Origin of the sequence: Isoptericola sp. NPDC057653, from assembly GCF_042799955.1 — a bacterium.
Classification (GTDB): domain Bacteria; phylum Actinomycetota; class Actinomycetes; order Actinomycetales; family Cellulomonadaceae; genus Isoptericola.
Window position 1 is genome coordinate 54,627 of sequence record NZ_JBHVHP010000003.1, and the last position, 17,406, is coordinate 72,032.

The 17,406-nt window shown below is 75.2% G+C and carries 17 protein-coding genes and 1 tRNA gene; 6 read left to right on the forward strand and 12 right to left on the reverse strand.

All coding sequences use genetic code 11. The features are described from left to right. Positions 1–3: 3 nt before the first annotated feature. From ACFU9A_RS17245 to ACFU9A_RS17265, 5 genes are read right to left on the reverse strand one after another with little or no spacing between them, the layout of a single operon-like run. The gene (locus ACFU9A_RS17245; RefSeq protein WP_430576528.1) at positions 4–1,110 is read right to left on the reverse strand and encodes an enolase C-terminal domain-like protein; all 1,107 of its coding nucleotides are present in this window, start codon (positions 1,108–1,110) and stop codon (positions 4–6) included. An 8-nt stretch (positions 1,111–1,118) separates the two neighbouring features. Further along, positions 1,119–1,922, reverse strand: coding sequence for an IclR family transcriptional regulator (locus ACFU9A_RS17250; protein WP_430576529.1), 804 nt, complete (start codon positions 1,920–1,922; stop codon positions 1,119–1,121). Between the two features lie 27 nt (positions 1,923–1,949). Further along, complete coding sequence (locus ACFU9A_RS17255) at positions 1,950–2,834, reverse strand: carbohydrate ABC transporter permease (protein WP_430576530.1); 885 nt, start codon at positions 2,832–2,834, stop codon at positions 1,950–1,952. 1 nt (position 2,835) lies between these two features. Continuing rightward, on the reverse strand, positions 2,836–3,816 hold the full coding sequence (locus ACFU9A_RS17260; RefSeq protein WP_430576531.1) for a carbohydrate ABC transporter permease: 981 nt from the start codon (positions 3,814–3,816) through the stop codon (positions 2,836–2,838). Between the two features lies 1 nt (position 3,817). Beyond that, positions 3,818–5,140 carry an ABC transporter substrate-binding protein gene (locus ACFU9A_RS17265; protein WP_430576964.1) on the reverse strand — a complete coding sequence of 441 codons (1,323 nt, stop codon included), beginning with the start codon at positions 5,138–5,140 and terminating at the stop codon, positions 3,818–3,820. A 165-nt stretch (positions 5,141–5,305) separates the two neighbouring features. Between ACFU9A_RS17265 and ACFU9A_RS17270 the strand changes: the two genes are divergently transcribed. Next, the gene (locus ACFU9A_RS17270; protein ID WP_430576532.1) at positions 5,306–5,905 is read left to right on the forward strand and encodes an isochorismatase family protein; all 600 of its coding nucleotides are present in this window, start codon (positions 5,306–5,308) and stop codon (positions 5,903–5,905) included. Positions 5,906–5,987: 82 nt separating this feature from the next. Here ACFU9A_RS17270 and rsmI read toward each other — a convergent pair whose 3' ends face one another. Beyond that, complete coding sequence (gene rsmI / locus ACFU9A_RS17275) at positions 5,988–6,881, reverse strand: 16S rRNA (cytidine(1402)-2'-O)-methyltransferase (protein WP_430576533.1); 894 nt, start codon at positions 6,879–6,881, stop codon at positions 5,988–5,990. Between the two features lie 34 nt (positions 6,882–6,915). Here rsmI and ACFU9A_RS17280 point away from each other — a divergent pair, with 34 nt between their 5' ends. Then, a complete protein-coding gene (locus ACFU9A_RS17280) occupies positions 6,916–8,772 on the forward strand; it encodes a phospholipid carrier-dependent glycosyltransferase (RefSeq protein ID WP_430576534.1) in 1,857 nt (618 codons plus the stop codon). A gap of 85 nt (positions 8,773–8,857) precedes the next feature. Here the strand turns inward: ACFU9A_RS17280 and ACFU9A_RS17285 are convergent, their stop codons facing one another. Together ACFU9A_RS17285 and ACFU9A_RS17290 are read right to left on the reverse strand one after the other, a co-directional pair. After that, complete coding sequence (locus ACFU9A_RS17285; protein WP_430576535.1) at positions 8,858–10,318, reverse strand: family 20 glycosylhydrolase; 1,461 nt, start codon at positions 10,316–10,318, stop codon at positions 8,858–8,860. Between the two features lie 111 nt (positions 10,319–10,429). Continuing rightward, positions 10,430–12,064, reverse strand: coding sequence for a hypothetical protein (locus tag ACFU9A_RS17290; RefSeq protein WP_430576536.1), 1,635 nt, complete (start codon positions 12,062–12,064; stop codon positions 10,430–10,432). Between the two features lie 109 nt (positions 12,065–12,173). On the opposite strand from ACFU9A_RS17290, the gene ACFU9A_RS17295 reads away from it, so the two are divergent. Beyond that, positions 12,174–12,716, forward strand: a complete 543-nt coding sequence (locus tag ACFU9A_RS17295; RefSeq protein WP_430576537.1) for a sugar O-acetyltransferase — start codon at positions 12,174–12,176, stop codon at positions 12,714–12,716. Between the two features lie 56 nt (positions 12,717–12,772). Here the strand turns inward: ACFU9A_RS17295 and ACFU9A_RS17300 are convergent. The 3 genes from ACFU9A_RS17300 to ACFU9A_RS17310 form a co-directional block, all read right to left on the reverse strand. After that, positions 12,773–12,845: transfer RNA gene (locus ACFU9A_RS17300), tRNA-Ala, on the reverse strand. Between the two features lie 50 nt (positions 12,846–12,895). Further along, positions 12,896–14,176, reverse strand: coding sequence for a hypothetical protein (locus ACFU9A_RS17305; protein WP_430576538.1), 1,281 nt, complete (start codon positions 14,174–14,176; stop codon positions 12,896–12,898). Positions 14,177–14,245: 69 nt separating this feature from the next. After that, positions 14,246–14,887: a GNAT family N-acetyltransferase gene (locus ACFU9A_RS17310; protein WP_430576539.1), complete on the reverse strand. Its 642-nt coding sequence runs from the start codon at positions 14,885–14,887 to the stop codon at positions 14,246–14,248. Between the two features lie 111 nt (positions 14,888–14,998). Between ACFU9A_RS17310 and ACFU9A_RS17315 the strand changes: the two genes are divergently transcribed. Next, entirely contained in the window at positions 14,999–15,667 is a 669-nt protein-coding gene (locus ACFU9A_RS17315) for a 5-formyltetrahydrofolate cyclo-ligase (RefSeq protein WP_430576540.1), read from the forward strand. Positions 15,668–15,698: 31 nt separating this feature from the next. On the opposite strand, the gene ACFU9A_RS17320 is transcribed toward ACFU9A_RS17315, so the two are convergent. Continuing rightward, positions 15,699–16,250 carry a CGNR zinc finger domain-containing protein gene (locus tag ACFU9A_RS17320; protein ID WP_430576541.1) on the reverse strand — a complete coding sequence of 184 codons (552 nt, stop codon included), beginning with the start codon at positions 16,248–16,250 and terminating at the stop codon, positions 15,699–15,701. A 143-nt stretch (positions 16,251–16,393) separates the two neighbouring features. Between ACFU9A_RS17320 and ACFU9A_RS17325 the strand changes: the two genes are divergently transcribed. Together ACFU9A_RS17325 and ACFU9A_RS17330 are read left to right on the forward strand one after the other, a co-directional pair. Continuing rightward, on the forward strand, positions 16,394–16,837 hold the full coding sequence (locus tag ACFU9A_RS17325) for a VOC family protein (RefSeq protein WP_430576542.1): 444 nt from the start codon (positions 16,394–16,396) through the stop codon (positions 16,835–16,837). Between the two features lie 68 nt (positions 16,838–16,905). Then, positions 16,906–17,352, forward strand: coding sequence for a hypothetical protein (locus ACFU9A_RS17330; protein ID WP_430576543.1), 447 nt, complete (start codon positions 16,906–16,908; stop codon positions 17,350–17,352). Positions 17,353–17,406 lie beyond the last annotated feature (54 nt).

The following is a 17,406-nucleotide window of genomic DNA, read 5'->3' on the forward strand; positions in this document are numbered from 1 at the left end:
TCCTCAGCGGATCGGGCGCAGGTGGGCGTCGTCGGGCAGGGGGAGGCCGAAGCCGGGGGCGTCGTCGAGGTGCAGCACGCCGTCGCGGGGCAGCAGCAGGGCCGGGTCGACGCCCGCCACGCGCCCCGGCACGCCCTCGACGACCTCGACGTTGCCGAGGCCGGCGGCGAGGTGCGCGGCGTACCGCGTCTTGAGGGGGCGCCCCCAGGCGTGCGGGGAGGCCCCCACGCCGGTGCCCGCCAGCTGGGGCATCAGCTCCCGCCACGCGGTGAGGCCGAAGGACATGACGTCCATGAGCAGCACGTCGATCGCGCCGCTCGTCGCCACGGGCAGCAGGGCGGCGACGTCGGGGCTGGTCTCGCCCTCGGCCACGCGGGTGGACGGGGAGCGGTCGTCGAGCCACGCCCGCAGGGCCTTGAGGTCGCCCGGGTCGTCGAGGAACGGCTCCTCCACCCAGTACAGGCCGACGTGGGCCACGGCGTCGAGGTACGAGAGGAAGCCGTCGAGGTCGTAGCCGTCGTTGGCGTCGACCAGGAGGCGGGCGTCGGGAAAGGCCTCGCGGACCGCGCACGTGACGGCGACGTCGCGCTCGTCCCCCGCGGCCCGGTCCATCCAGCGGTTCCCGCGCCCGATCTTGAGCTTGAAGTCGCGGAACCCGAGGCCGGCGTCGGCCCGGCACTCCTCGAGCACCACGTCCACCCCGCGCGGCGACCCCTGCGGGTCGAGGTCGTCGAAGTAGAGCGCGCCGTCGTAGACCGGGACGTCCCGGGTCCCGAGCCCGCCGAGGAGGGCGTGGACGGGCGCGTCGTGGACGACGCCGAGCAGGTCGTGCAGCGCGACGTCGAGCCAGCGGTCCGCCGGGTCGAGCATGCCCACGGCGGGGTCCGCCAGCTCGGAGAGCCGGCGCCCCTCCACGCGCGTCACGTCCCCCGCCGGCCCCTCTACCAGACCCCAGCCGGTCCGTCCGTCGTCGGTGACGAGGACCGCGACGTCCGAGTCGGGGCCGTCGCCGTGGCTGCCGAGCCGCGCGTTGCGGCCGACGGTGCGGGGATAGCGGGTCTCGAGGCGGGCGAGGCGCACCGAGGCGATGCGGGGGTCGGCGGAGGTCATGGGTCCCTTCAGGGGGTCGGGGGTGGTGCGGGCGTCTGCGGCTCGGCGCCGAGCGCGGCGGAGATGCGTGCAGCGGTGCGGAGCACGGCGGCGACGATGTCGTCCTGGGCGTCGACGATGCGCTCGCGGGGGCCCGCGACGCTGATGGCGGCGACCGGCCGGCCGTCGCGGCCGACCAGCGGGGCGGCGATGCAGCGCACGCCGGGCTCCCGCTCGGCGTCGTCGAGCGCCCAGCCCTGGTCGCGGATGCGGTCGAGCTCGGTGCGCAGCTCGGTGAGGGTCGTGAGCGTGGTCGGGGTGTACCGCGGCCTCGGGATGCGGGCGAGGACGGCGTCGGCCTCGGCCGCCGGGAGCGCCGACATCCACGCCTTGCCCAGCCCGGACGCGTGCAGCGGCGCGCGGCTGCCCAGCTTCGACAGCACCCGCACCACCTGCGGGCCCTCCTCCTGCATGACGTAGCACATCTGGTCGTCGTCGACGACGGCGATGAACGCCGTCTCCTCCGTCTCGTCGACCAGGGCGCGCAGGTGCTCCGGGCCGACCGCGAACACGTCCAGCCCGTCGAGCGCCTGCAGCCCGAGCCGCATCGTCACGGGACCGAGGCGCAGCTCCGTCTCGCCCACGACGTAGCCGCGGTCGCGCAGGGTGCCCACGATCCGGTAGGCCGCGCTGCGGCTCAGCCCGAGGTCGGTCGCGAGCCGCTGCACCGTCCCTCCCGGCCGGGCGGCGACCCACTCGATGATGTCGAGGCCGCGGACCAGCGTCCCGGCGGCTCCCCTGTCGACGTCGTTGCTCGCGTTCACAGTGCTCACGCTGCCATCCTGCCCCGGCCCGGGCGCTCATCCCTTGAGCCCCGACCGGGCGACGCCCGCGATGACGTAGCGCTGGACGAACGCGAACAGGACGAGGACGGGCACGCTGGCGACGGCGGCGCCGGCCATCACGGCCGGGAAGTCCGTCGCGTACGCGCCGCGCAGCGTCGCCAGGCCCGCGGGCAGCGTGAGCTGCGACGGGTTGAACAGCACGTACAGCGGCCACAGGAAGTCGTTCCAGCTGGCCAGGAAGGTCAGCAGCCCCAGCGTCGCGAGCGGCGCCTTCGACAGCGGCAGCACGACGCGCACGAAGATCTGCCACCGGTTCGCGCCGTCGATCAGCGCGGCCTCCTCGAGGGCCGCCGGGAGGCCGGCGAAGAACTGGCACAGGAAGAAGACGCCGAACGCGCTCGCCGCCCCCGGGATGACCAGGGCCCACACGGTGTCGAGCCAGCCGAGCCCGTCCACGATGAGGTAGTTCGGCATGAGGAAGACGAACCCCGGCACGAACAGCGTGGCGACGATGACGGCGAACACGACCCGCCGCCCGGGGAACCGCATGCGGGCCAGCGGGTAGGCCGCCGCCGACGCCGTCGCGAGCACCAGGACCGTGTGCAGCACCCCGACGAGCACCGAGTTGCCGAACCAGCGCAGCAGCGGCGCCTGGGCGTCGGCGAAGAGGGTGCGGTACCCCTCGAGCGTGGGCTCCGGCGGCACCCACTGCGGCGGCAGGACCGTCGCGTCGCCCGTCGTCTTGAACGACGTCGACAGCATCCAGAGCAGCGGCGCCAGGACGAGGACCGACAGGATCAGCAGCAGCGCGTACAGCAGCAGGGTGCCGACCACCCCGCGCCCGGCCGGGGACGCCGTCCGGGTGCGGGCACGTCCCGTGCGCTCGACCGTGGTCGTCATCTCAGCTCTCCTTCTGACGCAGGAACAGGAAGTTCAGGGCGCTGACGACGATCAGCAGGAGAGCGAGCAGGTAGCTCATCGCGGCGGCGAGGCCCATGCGGAACTGCTCGAGCCCGACCTCGGCGATGAACATGATCGCCGTGCGCGTCTCGTTCGACGGGTTGCCGCCCGTGAGCAGGTACGACTGGCCGAACATGTTCGCGGACGCCAGCACCGTCATCGTGAGGACGAAGAGGATGACGGGCCGCAGCTGCGGCAGCGTCACGTGCCACAGCCGGGCCCACCGGCCGGCGCCGTCCACCTTCGCCGCGTCGTAGAGCGCCTCGTCGACGCCCTGGAGGCCCGCCAGGTAGACCACGGAGTTGAACCCCAGGGTCCACCACAGCGTGACGCCGACCAGCGACACCCAGACCCACGGCGTCGCCGTGAGCCAGGGCACGGCCTCGGTGATGCCGAGCTCCGCGAGGTAGCCGTTGACCAGCCCCGTGTTGCCGTTGAGCAGGTACTGCCACAGCAGCCCGACGACGCTCACGCCCAGCACGTAGGGCGCGAAGAACACCGCCCGGAAGAACGTGCGGCCGCGGAAGCGCTGGTTGAGCAGCAGCGCGAGCGCCAGCGGGACCGCCATGAGCAGCGGGACGCTGAGCACCACGAAGATCCCCGTGGCGCGCATGCTCTCCCAGAACTGCTGGGCGACGAGCGCGCCGGGCGTGAACAGGTCGACGTAGTTCTGCAGCCCGACGAACGGGCGGGCCGGGAGGAAGAAGTCCCAGTTGTGCAGGCTCATCCAGACGCCCGACACCGCGGGGACCAGGACGAACGTGCCGAAGATCAGGAGGAACGGGGCGAGGAAGGCGTACGGCGTCCACCAGCGCGGGCGGTGCGGCGAGCGGGCGCGGCGCCGCACGTCGGGTCCGGCCGCGCCCGTGGCGGGCGCCGGGGCCTCGTGCCGGGCGGTGCCGGCGGCGGAGACGGTGGTCATGTCAGGCCTCCCCGTACTTCGAGGCGTTCTCCGTGAGGAGGAAGGACGCCTGGGTGGTGGCGGTCTCGAGCGCGGTGCGCGGGTCGCCCAGGGACAGCAGGGCGTCCCCGACGGCCGGGTAGAGGATCGTCGTCTGCACCTCCGCGATGCCCGGCACCAGCGGGTAGAACCGGATGTGCTCCACGCCCTGCGCGACGTGCGCCTGCGCGGGGAGGTCCTGGAGCTCCGGGGAGCGGAGCACGGGCAGCCGCGCCGGCACGGGGCCGGCGGACGCCCAGCCGAGGGAGTTCTCGAGGATCCAGCCAAGGAAGGTCACGACGGCGGCCAGCCGGTCGGCGTCGAACGTGCGCTGCCTGGCGACCACGAACTGGTGCGAGCCCGAGAACGCGGCCCGCTCGCCACCGATGCGCGGCAGCGGGGCGACGTCCCAGTCGAGGCCGTCGACCTGCGCCAGGTCGTTGATGAGGGCGCCCGGGCCGCCCCACAGGAACGCGTTCTGGTCGTTCTTGAACGCGACGTTGGCGTCGGAGCCGCTGACGTCGCGCGGGCTCCAGCCCTGCCGGATGAGCGACTGCTGCCACGCCAGCGCCTCGACCCCCTCGGGGCCGGCCCACGTCGCGGACCGGCCGGCGTCGTCGTAGTGGGTGCCGCCGTGCTGCCACAGCAGGGAGTCGAAGCCGCGGCCCACGCCCTGCGGGTCGATGGCCGGGAGCCAGTGGCCGCGGACGCCGGTCGACGCCAGCGCGTCGAGCGCCGCCTCGTACCCGGCGCGGTCGACGGGAGGCGTCTCGGGGTCGAGACCTGCCGCCTCCAGCACCCGGCGGTTGTAGAACAGGGAGTCCGGCCACATGTCGAGCGGCAGCGACCAGCGCTGGTCGCGGTAGACGCCGGACCCCCACACGACCGGCAGGTAGTCGGCCTCCGTCAGCCCGACGGTGCCCAGCACCTCGTCCACCGGCATGATCACGTTCCGTGCGGCGTTCGTCGCCACCTGGAAGTTGTGCATGAGCGCGAAGTCGGGGGCCAGGCCGCTCATCACCGCCGCCGGGAACTTCTGGTAGAAGTCCGGCCACGGCAGCGCGTACATGTCGATCCGGACGTTCGGGTGCGCGGCCGTGAACTCCGCGATGAGCGTCCGCATCACCGGGCCGTCGCCGCCCGTGAGCCCGTTCCAGAACCGCAGCGTGACCGGCGGGCCGTCGTAGGCGCCCGCCACCTGCGGCATGCGCGTCGTGCCGATCGTGGGCGCGCACCCGGCGACGGCCGCCGCGGCACCCGCCACCCCCAGTGCGCGGAGCACCGCGCGTCGCGTCAGCGACCTCATCTCCACGTCCCCACCTCGTCGTGTCGTCCCGATCATCGGGACTCATGTGTCGATGAACGGGAACGCTAGCGGAGGTCGGCGGGAGCGTCAACGGTCTGCCCGCGGCTCGGACGGCGGGCGCGACGTCGGGCGCGCCCCGCGCGCGGGCGGTGGCAGGGTGGGGGCATGAGCGAGAGCACCGTCCCCGCGGCCGCGGGCCGCGCCCTGATCGTCGTCGACGTCCAGCCCACCTTCTGCGAGGGCGGCGAGCTCGCCGTCGACGGCGGCAACCAGGTCGCCGCGGACGTCGCGGCCTACGTCGCCGCGCACCGCGACCGGTACGAGATCGTCGTGACCACGCAGGACTGGCACGTCGACCCGGGCGACCACTTCAGCGATCGGCCCGACTTCGTCGACTCCTGGCCGCCGCACGGCATCGCCGGCACGCCGAACGCGGAGCTGCACCCCGCCCTCGCCGGCCTGCACCCCGACGTGTCGGTGAAGAAGGGCCAGTACGCCCACGGCTACTCCGGCTTCGAGGGCACCGACGACGCCGGCCGCACCCTGGAGCAGGCCCTGAGCGACGCCCGCGTCGAGGCGGTCGACGTCGTCGGCCTCGTCGAGTCGCACTGCGTCAGGCGCACGGCCCTCGACGCCGTCGGCCTGGGCCTCGCCACGCGGGTGCTCACGGACCTCACCATCCCCGTCAGCCCCGAGCAGGGGGAGCAGGCCCGCGCCGAGCTCGCCGCCGCGGGCGTCGAGCTGGTCCCCTCGACCGCTCCCTGACCTCGCCGAGCTCCGACGCCGGCGAGCAGGCGGGTGCGCACGTCCTGGGCGTCCAGAACGTGCGCGACCGCCTGCTCGGCGGCTACCTCGCGGCGAGGGCCGCCGCGTAGAGGTCGCGCTTGGGCACGCCGGCGGCGGTCGCGACGTCGGCGACGGCGGCCTTGAGCCGCTCCCCCGCCCGGACGCGGGCCAGCACCTCGGGCACGAGGTCCTCGACGCTCGGGGCGGCGCCGACGGGGGCCCCGCCGACGACGACGCAGATCTCGCCGCGCAGGCCGTCGCCGGCGGCCGCGCGGGCGTCGACCTCGGCGACGAGGTCGGCGAGCGGCCCGCGCAGCACCTCCTCGTACGTCTTGGTCAGCTCGCGGCACACCGCGGCGGGGCGGTCGCCGCCGAATGCGTCCGCCATCGCGTGCAGGGTGTCGGCGATGCGGTGCGGCGCCTCGAAGAAGACCATCGTGCGCGTCTCGGCCGCGAGCGCCCCCAGCCACCGCGACCGCTCGCCCGGCTTGCGCGGGACGAAGCCGTCGAAGGTGAACCGGTCCGTCGGCAGCCCGGACAGCGCGAGCGCGGTCAGCACCGCGGACGGGCCCGGCGCGGCGGTGACGCGCACGTCCCGCTCGACGGCGCGGGCGACGACGCGGTAGCCGGGGTCGGACACGGCGGGCATGCCCGCGTCGGACACCACGAGCACGGTGCCGCCGTCGGCGACGACGTCGAGCAGCTCGTCGGCGCGCGCCGCCTCGTTGTGCTCGTGGTACGACGTGACCCGCCCCCCGACCGTCACGCCCAGGCGCTGGGCGAGGGCGTGCAGCCGGCGCGTGTCCTCGGCGGCCACGACGTCGGCCTCCGCGAGCAGCCGGCGCAGCCGCGGCGACGCGTCCTCGGCGTTCCCGATCGGCGTCGCGGCGAGCACGACCGCCCCGGCCTCGGCGCTCGGGGCGGGACGGGGTGCGACAGGAGGCTCGGGGGTCATGGTGACCAGCGTCCCACGCCCCTACGATGACCCGGTGACCGCCCCCGACGCCGACGCCACAGCCACCGGCGATCCCGCGCCCGCGGGCACGCCGCCGGACCGCGGTCGCCACCGCGCGGCCGACGACCCGTACGGCAGGCCCGACGTCCCCGACCTCGCCGCCGCCGACCGGCCCGAGGCAGGGGCGACGGAGGCCGGCGAGGTCGCCCACGGTGCGGCCGGGGGCCCGCCCCCGGCGTTCCCCGGCGTCCCGTCGCCGGCGTTCCCGCCGGTCCCGGAGGCGGAGCCCGACCCCCGCTCCACGCACGAGCGGCTGCTGGACCGCCTGCTCGGCGCGCGACGGGTACGGCTCGACCTGCGCCGCCGCGACCGCTTCTGGGGCTGGTTCGGCACGATCGTCGTGACGCTGCTCGCCGCCGCGACGCGGCTGTGGAACCTGGGGCAGCCGCACAAGCTCGTGTTCGACGAGACGTACTACGTCAAGGACGCCTTCACGCTGGGCCGGCTGGGCTTCGAGGCGCAGTGGCCGGACGAGCCGAACCCGGCGTTCGAGGCCGGCGACGTGCTCACCTACCTCGACAAGGCGGCGTACGTCGTCCACCCGCCGATCGGCAAGTGGATGATCTGGCTCGGGATGGAGGCGGGGGGCGGCGCCACCAGCTCGTTCGCGTGGCGGCTCGCGAGCGCCGTCGTCGGCATCCTCGCCGTGTTCCTCCTGGTCCGGATCGCGCGCCGCCTCTTCGCGTCGTCGGCGATGGGCGTCGCCGCGGGCCTGCTCCTGGCGATCGACGGCGAGGCGATCGTGCACTCCCGGACGGCGCTGCTCGACCAGTTCCTCATGCTGTGGGTGCTGGTGGCGTTCGGCTGCCTCGTCATGGACCGGGAGCAGGCCAGGCGTCGGCTCGCCGGCCGGGTCGCCGAGATCCTCGACGCGGGCGGCACCGTCGCGCGCTACGGTCCGCGGCTCGGGTTCCGCTGGTGGCGCCTCGCCGCCGGCGTCAGCCTCGGGCTCGCGTGCGGCACGAAGTGGTCCGGGCTGTGGTTCGTCGCCGTCTTCGGCATCCTCACCGTGCTGTGGGACCTGGCGGCGCGCCGCGCGGCCGGCGTCGGCCGCTGGTGGGAGGACTCCCTGGTCGTCGACGCCGTGCCCGCGTTCCTCACGATCGTGCCCACCGCGTTCGTCGTCTACCTGGCGTCGTGGTGGTCGTGGTTCACGCACGCCGGCGCGTACATGCGGCAGTGGGCGGCGGAGCATCCGGGCGAGGGCGTCACGTGGCTGCCCGAGTCCCTGCGCAGCCTGCTCGCGTACCACCAGCAGATGTGGGACTTCCACACGGGTCTCTCGTCCGACCACCCGTACGCGTCGCACCCGCTGGGCTGGATCGTGCAGTGGCGGCCCACGTCGTTCTTCTGGGAGAAGCAGGCGCCCGGCGAGGGGACCTGCCCGGCCGACGCCGCCGACGCGTGCGCCCGCGCCGTCACGTCGCTCGGCAACCCGCTGCTGTGGCTGCTCGCCGCGCTCGCGATCGTCGCGACCATCTGGCTGGGGATCCGCTTCCGCGACTGGCGCGCCGTCGCCGTGCTCAGCGGCACCGCCGCCGGCTGGCTGCCGTGGTTCGCGTACGCGCCCCCGTTCAGCGACCGGACGATCTTCACCTTCTACACGATCGCCTTCACACCGTGGGTGGTGCTCACGCTGCTCTATCCCATGGTGGTCGCGCTCGAGCGCACCGAGGGGCGCCGTCGCGAGCGCGGCCTCGTCGTCGCGGGAATCCTCGCCGTGCTGCTCGTGATCCTCGCCGTGTCGGCGGTCTTCTACCCGCTGTGGACCGGCACGCAGGTGCCGTACCCGTACTGGCAGAACGTCATGCGCCTGGAGTCGTGGATCTGACGCCACCCGGCGGACGTGGGGACGAGAGCGGCCCCGCCCCTCTCGCGGGGCGGGGCCGGTCTCGTACCGACGGTGCTCGGGGTCGTCAGGCGGTGGGCCAGTCGACCTGCGGGGTCTCGTGGAACGCCCAGCCGGTCTCGCGCCACACCGGCGCCTGCGCGGCGACCCGGGCGCGGAAGGCGTCCCAGTCCTTGCGCTCGGGCGACGTCCAGGCCACCTCGGCGACGGCGCCCAGGCGCGGCAGCAGCATGGAGAAGAGCTCCTCGCGGGTGGCGAGCGTCTCCGTCCAGACGGCGGCCTCGACGCCCTCGACCGAGTCGGCGGGCAGCCCGTCGATCACGGTGGTGGGCTCCCACTCGTAGGAGTCGCGCAGCTCGACGTACCCGGCCCAGTGCAGGCCCAGCGGGTGCTCCGGCGTGTACTTCATGTCGAGGTAGGCGTGGTTGCCGGGCGACATGATGAACCGCGCGCCGGCGTGGGCCGCCGCGACGAAGCGGGCGAACTCCTCGCCCTTCGGCTCCCAGTACTGCAGCAGCGTGCCCGGCTCCACGGGGCCGCGGGCGCCCTCCTGCCAGAAGATCGGTGTCTTGCCGTGCTCGCGCACGATGCGGCCCGCGAGCTCCACGAACTTCGCGAACTCCTCGACCTCCATCGTGTGCACCTCGTCGCCGCCGACGTGCACCCAGTCGCCCTCGGTCATGCCGGCGATGTCGCCGATCACGGCGCGCAGGAACGGCTCCGTGGCCGGGTTGTCGAACCACAGGCGGGAGAAGCCGACCTCGATGCCCTCGTAGGGCTCGGTCGCCAGGCCGTCCTGGCTGAGGGCCCCGTAGACCTGCAGCGCGGCGTTGATGTGCCCCGGCATGTCGAATTCCGGCACGATCGTGACGAACCGCTCCGCCGCGTACGCCTGCAGCTCGCGGTAGTCGTCCACGGTGAGGAAGCCGGCCGTGCCGCCGCCCACCTGGCTGTCCGACGCCTTCTCCAGCTCGGGGCGCGACGGCGTCTCGATCCGCCAGCCCTGGTCGTCGGTGAGGTGCAGGTGCAGCACCCGCAGCTTGAACGCCGCGACGAGGTCCACGACGGCGCGGATGTCGTCGGGGCCGAACCAGTGCCGCACGACGTCGAACGACAGGCCCCGCCAGCGGTAGCGCGGCGCGTCGTGCACGACGACGCCGGGCACCTCGCGGGCGCCGCCGGCAGCGTCGGCGGGGACGGGCGCGACGAGCTGGCGGAGCGTGCGCGCGGCGTGCAGCAGGCCGACGGGCTCCGGCGCGGTCGCCTCGACCCCCGCGGTGGTGACGCGCAGCGTGTAGCGCTCGGGGTTGTCGGACCCCTCGGGCCCGGCGGCGGCGTCGAGCCGCAGCACCACCGGGGTGGCCCCGTCCTCGTCGGCGGCGGCGACGCGGACGCCGACGGCCGCGAGCTGCTCGGCCGCCAGCGCGGCGAGGGAGTCGTCGGGCGCGACGACGGACGCCACGTCCAGGGCGAGCGACGGCGCGTCCTGGCCCTCGACGACGGTGGGCCACGGGATGAGAGGCAGCACGGGGATCAGTCTCCAGACGCGGGTCGAATCGTTACGTTAGCGATCCTGCCGAATAGGTGGAACCCGTGTCAACGACCCGCCCCGTGGGCCTGCGCTCCGCCCCGGCCCGCCTCAGTAGGTGTCGATCACGACCGGCGCGGGGTCGGCGGGCAGCACGGAGTCGAGCACCCCGGCGGCCGGGCCGGACCAGCCCACGTGGACGCCCTCCGGGATGCCCTCGCTCACCTGGTTCCACACCCACTCGCCCGTCGTGACGCCGCCGGTCCGGTCGGCGACGACCGCCACCTCCACCTGCGGCAGCGGGTGCAGCAGGGCGCGGTCGGGCACCGACTCGGGTCGCGTCTGGTGCACGACGAGCAGGGTGGGCGGCAGCCCCTCGCGCGAGACGAGGTCGGCCAGGTAGGCGGTGACCTCGTCGAGCTCGTCGGCGCTCATCTCGTGCGACGTGGTCGACGCCCCGTCCCCGACGCGCTTCTCCGGCCGCACGGACACACCGACCCCGGACGACTGCAGCAGCGGCTCCGCCGCGCGCACCTGGTCCACCACCGGGGTGGTGCCCGCGCCGACGTCCAGCAGCACGTAGACCCCGGCGTCGCGGGCCGCGGAGACCAGGGGGCTCAAGGCCTCGACGTCCTCCTGCGTGACCCAGTCGCCGTCGTCGCCCGGGCCGCCCGCCGTCACGCTCACGGGCACCACCAGCGTCGGCACGACCGGGCCGGACCCCTTGGCGTCGTCGTCCGTCGGCGTGTAGGCGGCGGCCGCGGCCTGCGCCCGCGCGATCGCCGTCGCCGGGTCGTCCCACACGGTCGCCGCGGCCGTGACGTACCGCGCGGGCAGCAGGTGCTGGCTGCCGGTGGGCAGCAGGGCGGCGCGCTCGGCGGCGGCGACCCGCCACGCGAACGTCCCCGCGTCGCCGAACGACCGGCCCACCCCCACGACCGTGAGGGCCTGTGCCCGGTCGACCGTCCGCACGGCGTCGCGGGTGCCCAGGTCGCCGCCGGGCACCTCGGTCGTCACGGCGCCGGCCGCCCGGAGGGACGCGATCGCGGCCTCCTGCCCCTCGCCCGGGTCGACGAGCGCCAGCACCTCCCGCAGGAGCCGAGGGCCGGTCGACGCCGTGCCCTCCTCGGCGCCGGACGCCGAGGGCGACGACGTCACGCTGCCGCCCAGCATCCCGTCGAGCTGTGCGGCGAGGTCGTCCAGGTCGTCGTCCTCGAGCGTCGGGCCCGCCCCGTCGGCACCCTCGACCACGTCCGGCGCGACGTCGAGGGCCTGCACGCCCGCCGCGTCCGCGGCCTGGCGCGACGCCTCGTCGTCCTCGTCCTTCGTGGTGCCGTCCTCGCCGCCTCGGATCTCGTCGCCCGTGACCACCACGGCCACGCGGGCGCCGAGCCGCTTCAGCTCCTCCGTCACGCCGGCACCGGTCCCGTCGGTCAGCAGCGCCGGGGCGTGCACGGCCACGGCCGTCGCCGCGAGCGCGGGCAGCGCGGCCTCGTCGTCGGCGTCCGCGAGCACCACGATCTCCGAGCGCGCGTAGATCGCCTGGCTCGTGGTCAGGGCCAGCTCCACGGGGTCCGCCGAGTCGAGCAGCACGGTGTGGTCCGGCAGGTCGCGCACCGCGACCGCCGGCGCGGCCGTGGGCGCCGTCGACCCCTCGTCGGGGGGCGACGCCGTGCAGCCTGTGAGGGCGAGTGCACCGGTCAGGACGACGACGGGCAGGACGAATCGGACGTTCCGGAGGGGCACGCCCCTCATCTTTGCGCATCCTGCGGCCAGGGTCGACGTCGCCCCGTCCGGTATCCCGGACCCTCGGCGTGTCGCGCCGCGACCCGCCCGGGCACGAGAGGATCTCCGGATGGCGAACGACCTCCTCATGCGGATCCACAGCCCCGAGTTCCAGGCCATGTCGGAGCGCGTGCTGCGCGCCACCGAGCTGACCTCGCGCCTCAACGTCCTGCCGTTCGACGACGAGGATGGCAAGGCGGCACTGTTCGAGCAGATCCTGGGCCGCCCCCTGCGGCCGCGGGTCACGATCTACCCGCCCTTCTACACGGACCACGGGCTGCGCCTCGACCTGGCCGAGCGGGTGTTCGTCAACCAGGGGTGCACGTTCCTGGACTACGCCGGCATCCGCCTCGCCGAGCGCGTGATGGTCGCACCGAAGGTCACGTTCATCACCGTGGGCCACCCCGTCGACACCGACGACCGCAGGGTCTGGCTCACCGGCGGCCCCATCGACGTCGAGGAGAACGTCTGGATCGGCGCGGGGGCCACCATCCTGCCCGGCGTCACCATCGGCCGGGACTCCGTCGTCGCCGCCGGGTCCGTCGTCACCGAGGACGTCCCGCCCCGCAGCCTCGTCACGGGGTCCAAGGCGACGGTGCGTCGCACCTGGTGAGGGGCCCGGGAACGACGAAGGCCGCCGCACGGAGTGCGACGGCCTTCGGCTTTCGGTGGAGCTAGGGGGATTCGAACCCCCGACCTTCTCATTGCGAACGAGACGCGCTACCAACTGCGCCATAGCCCCGAGAGCGGTGCCAACATTAGCACCCCGTCACGGCAGGTCGCCAAATCGGCTCAGCCGGCGGCGCGACGGCGCGCGAGGATCTCGTCGAGCGGCAGCCCGAGCGTCTCGGTGCGGGGGCGCGGCTCCTCGGGAGCGGCCGCGTCCCGGGCGGACGAGGTGGTCGAGGACGCCGTGTCGGCGCCCGCGGGCGTCGCCGTCGGGCCGAGCGCAGCCTGCATCGTCGCGGCGAGAGCGGCGACGCGGGCGGAGTCGGAGACGGACACGGTCCGCCCCGTCGCCGTCGAGGACGACGCGACGAGCGGGCGCGGCTCCCGGCGGGGCGCCGCCGGCTTCGTGACGTAGGTGGGCAGGGGCACGGGGACCGGCTCCCACGGCTCGCTGCCGACCGGCGGCGGGCCGGCCACCGGCGCCGGGCCGGGGCCCGGGTCCACGACCACCACGGGCTCGGGCTCGGCGGGCGCCTCGTCGGCGCGCGCGTCGTAGACGGCACGGCCCGAGGCCGGCGCGGCCCGGGGAACGACTGGCTCGGGCTCCGTGGGCTCCTCGTCGCGCGCGCCGACCGCACCGGCGGCGACGCGGGACGAGGCGCGAGGGGTGGGACGGGCCGACGACGGCTCCGCGGCCGGGGCGGCGACGCGAGGGATCATCTGCGTGTGCGTGGCCGAGGGGCGCACGGCGTGGCCGGTGACCCGCGGGCGGTTGCGCGGCGCGTGCGGGCCGCCGTTCGCGAGGGCGCGCGCCTGCGTCGCCTGCTGCCGCGCGGCCTTCCGCTCGGCCGCCCAGCGGGCGTCGGCGCGGCGCGCCTGGAGCACCGCGACCCGGCCCAGCACGAGCACGCCGAGCAGCAGCGCCGTCGGGACCGCCCCGGCGACCCACGTCACCAGGCCGAGGCCCACCACGACCCACGCGGCGACGGTGGCGAGCAGCAGCAGCAGCGTGAGCAGCAGCCGACGGCGCGCCCGGGCGGCGCGCTGCTCGAGCATCGCGAGGCGCGACTCGCGCGGCCGGCTCGGCGCCAGGGCCTCGGCGCGCGGGTCCGTCAGGGCACGCGACGCGCCCTCGTCGTCGTCCAGACCCATCGGTCGCTCCCCTCGTCCGCCGTCCGACGGCGTGCCGGACATCAGCAGCGGCACCGCACCGCCGGTCGGTGTCGTCACCCCGCGCGCGCCGCCCGCCTCCGCCACCGCCAGCACCCGGAGCCCGCCGGAGAACCTGTCGTCCATCCGCGCGTCGAGCAGCTGCTGACGGTGCCGCAGCCGGTGCGGCACCCAGAAGCCCAGCCACAGGACGAACAGCGCGAGCACCGCGAGTCCTGCCGCCGATGTTTCCACGTCACGACGGTAGGGGACGCGGCAACGCCGAGGACGCACGCCGTCGCGGCGTGTCCGTGGTCGGGACCCTCAGTCGTCGTCGCGCGTGCGCTGCCAGCGGGCGAGCAGCCCCTCGGGGACGTCCTCGGTGGTGACCGCGAAGGTGCGGTGGTCGCGCCAGGTGCCCTGGATGTGCAGGTAGCGCTCGCGCAGGCCCTCGTCGCGGAAGCCGAGCTTCGCCACGACGCGCAGGCTGGGCGCGTTCTCGGGCCGGATGTTGATCTCCAGGCGGTGCAGCCCGAGCACGGCGAGGCAGTAGTCCCCCGCCATCGCGACGGCCGTCGGGATGACGCCCCGGCCCGCGACGTCCTGCGACACCCAGTACCCGATGCTCGCGGAGCAGAGCGAGCCGTAGACGATCTGCGACACGGTGAGCTGCCCGACGAGCGCGCCGTCGAGCTCGACGGCGAACGGCAGCGTCGTCCCCGCGCGGGCCTGGGCGGACAGCGCGCGCAGGTAGTCGCCGAAGGTGGACGCGGCGGGCCGCTCCCCCGGCGAGGTCGCCTCCCACGGCTCGAGCCACCCCGCGTTGCGGGAGCGGAGGCGCAGCCACTCCGGGCCGTCCTTGCGGCGCAGCGGGCGCAGCACCACGGTGCCGGTCGGGCCGTCCTCGCGCAGCGTCACCGGCCACGGCCGCGACACCGTCCATCCACGGGCGAGCTTGTGCGTCATGCCACCTCGTTCCGTCCCGACGCTCCGGCCCGCGCGCGATCGCCCGTGCCGTTCTCGGCGTCACCGGCGCGCGCCGGGACTCCCCGGACGGGACCCTGCCACAATGGCCCCATGCACGGCGACCGCAAGGGATCGAGAGCACACCGGCCGTACCCCGTCGTCGCCGGCATGGAGGCCGGGGACGCCAAGGAGGAGCTCCGCCGGGCCATCCGCGCGCACCGCGCCGAGCGCTCCCCGCGCCTCCGCGACGAGGCCGCACGGGCCCTCGCCGACGTCCTCGCCACCGTGCCCGCCGTCCGCGACGCCGGCGTGGTCGCCACGTACGTCTCCCGCCCCACCGAGCCGGGCACGCACGTGCTGCTGGAGCAGCTCGCCGCCCGCGGCACGCAGGTGCTGCTCCCCGTGCTCGGCGCCGGCCTGGCGCGCGACTGGGCCTGGTACGCCGGGCCCGAGGACCTCCTCGAGCGCGCCCCCGGGCGTCCTCCCGAGCCGAGCGGCCCCGCGCTGGGCGCCGAGGCGATCACCCGGGCCGACGTCGTCGTCGCCCCCGCGCTCGCCGTCGACGACCGCGGTGTCCGGCTGGGCCAGGGCGGCGGCTGGTACGACCGCCTGCTGAAGATGCGCCGCCCGGGCGTGCCCGTCGTCGCGCTGGTCTTCCCCGAGGAGGTCTACGACTCGGCCGAGCAGCCGCTGCCCGCCGAGGAGCACGACGTGCCCGTGCACGCCGTCGTCACCCCCGAGGGGTGGCAGGAGCTGCCCGCGCCCGCCGTGGGGCGCTGAGCCGGCCAGTTCGGGCCGCCCTCCCCCGGCGTCAGGCCTCCGCGTCGGCCCGCTGCCGGGCGCGGTAGGCCGCGGCCTTCATCCGGCTGCCGCACGTCGCCATCGAGCACCACTCGCGGCGGTGGCCTCGCGAGTGGTCCAGGTAGACCTGGGTGCACTCCGGCCGGCCGCACTCGCGCAGCAGCGCGGCCTGGTCGCCGCCGACGATCTCGACGGCCTCCCGGGCCAGCTGTGAGAGCGCCTGCCCCGCGTCGCCCACCCGCGACCAGCCCTCGTCCGTGAGGACGGGGACGAGCGGCGCGGCCGCGGCGTACGCGTTGACGGTCGCGACGGGGTCCTCGGGCAGCGGTCGGTCGTGCAGGCGCGCCCAGACCAGCGCGTAGACCGCCTCCCGCAGCTCGACGGCGCGCTCGAGGTCGCGCGCGCCCGACGACGGCGCGTCGGGCAGCAGGCCCGACTCCACGAACCACGCGTCGAGGTCCGCGGCCGACGCCAGCTTCTCCATGGGCGCGTCGTTGCGGCGCGCGCGCAGCGTGCCGACGAAGTCGAGCGGGAGGGTGCCGCAGGGGAAGGCATGGATCACGTCACCATCCTGAGGGGTGACGCCTGTCGACGCAAGGCCGGGCCGCGTGACCATCACCACTTTGACAGGTGACACCCTGTCGGAGGAAGGTCGTCACCAGTCAGACCGGTAACGCCGGTCTCCGAGAGCACCGGAGGAACACCATGGAACTCAAGCTCGAGATCGTCGTCCTGCCCGTCTCCGACGTCGACCGCGCGACGGCCTTCTACACCGGCCTCGGCTTCCGCCTGGACGCCGACTTCCGCAGCGACAAGGGGCTGCGCGTCGTGCAGCTCACCCCGCCCGGGTCGGAGGCGTCGATCATCCTCGGCGAGCGCCTCACCGACGCCGCGCCCGGCTCCCTCCAGGGGCTGCACCTCGTCACGACCGACATCGGCGCCGCCCGCGACGAGCTGCGCCGCCGCGGTGCGGACGTCAGCGACCTCTGGCACGACGCCGACGGCATCTTCCACTGGGCCGGCGAGGTCAACCGCGTCCCCGGGCCCCACCCCGCCACCGACAGCTACGGCACTTACGCGTCGTTCGCCGACCCGGACGGCAACGGCTGGGTGCTCCAGCAGGTCGTGACCCGCGCCCCGGGCCGCTGACCCCGAGACCTCGAGACCCCGACACCCGCCGACCCCGCGACCGCCACCCGAACCGAGAAGAGCCGACCATGACCACCGCACCCCGCCTCGGCCGCACCGACCAGGAGGCGCTCGACCGCTTCCGCGACGCCGACCGACACGCCGGCCGGACCCTCGGGCCGGCACTCGTCGACGCGTTCGAGCGGCTCACGCCGCGCCAGCTCGACGCCCTCGTCGCCGGGCTCGTCGACGGCCCGACCGCGGGGGCGCCCGGCGGCACGTCGGAGGACGCGCCCGAGGCGGGCGGCGTCGTGCGCCGCTGGCTGCGCGGCCCGGGCCGCACGGTCATGGCGCTCGGCGTCGCGTTCGTCGCGGCGGCCGCCACCGCCGTCACCGGGATCGCGCTGCTCGAGGACTCCACGACGCCGCCCGTCGCGGGGTCCGAGCAGGTCGTGGGCTCCGTGGACGCCGCCGAGCTCGCGCAGCAGCTCTCGTGGGCCGACGCCTACGGCGCGGCGCTCGCGGACGACTTCTGACGTCGTCGAGCTCGAGAACGGACGAGCCCCGGACGTCAGGACGTCCGGGGCTCG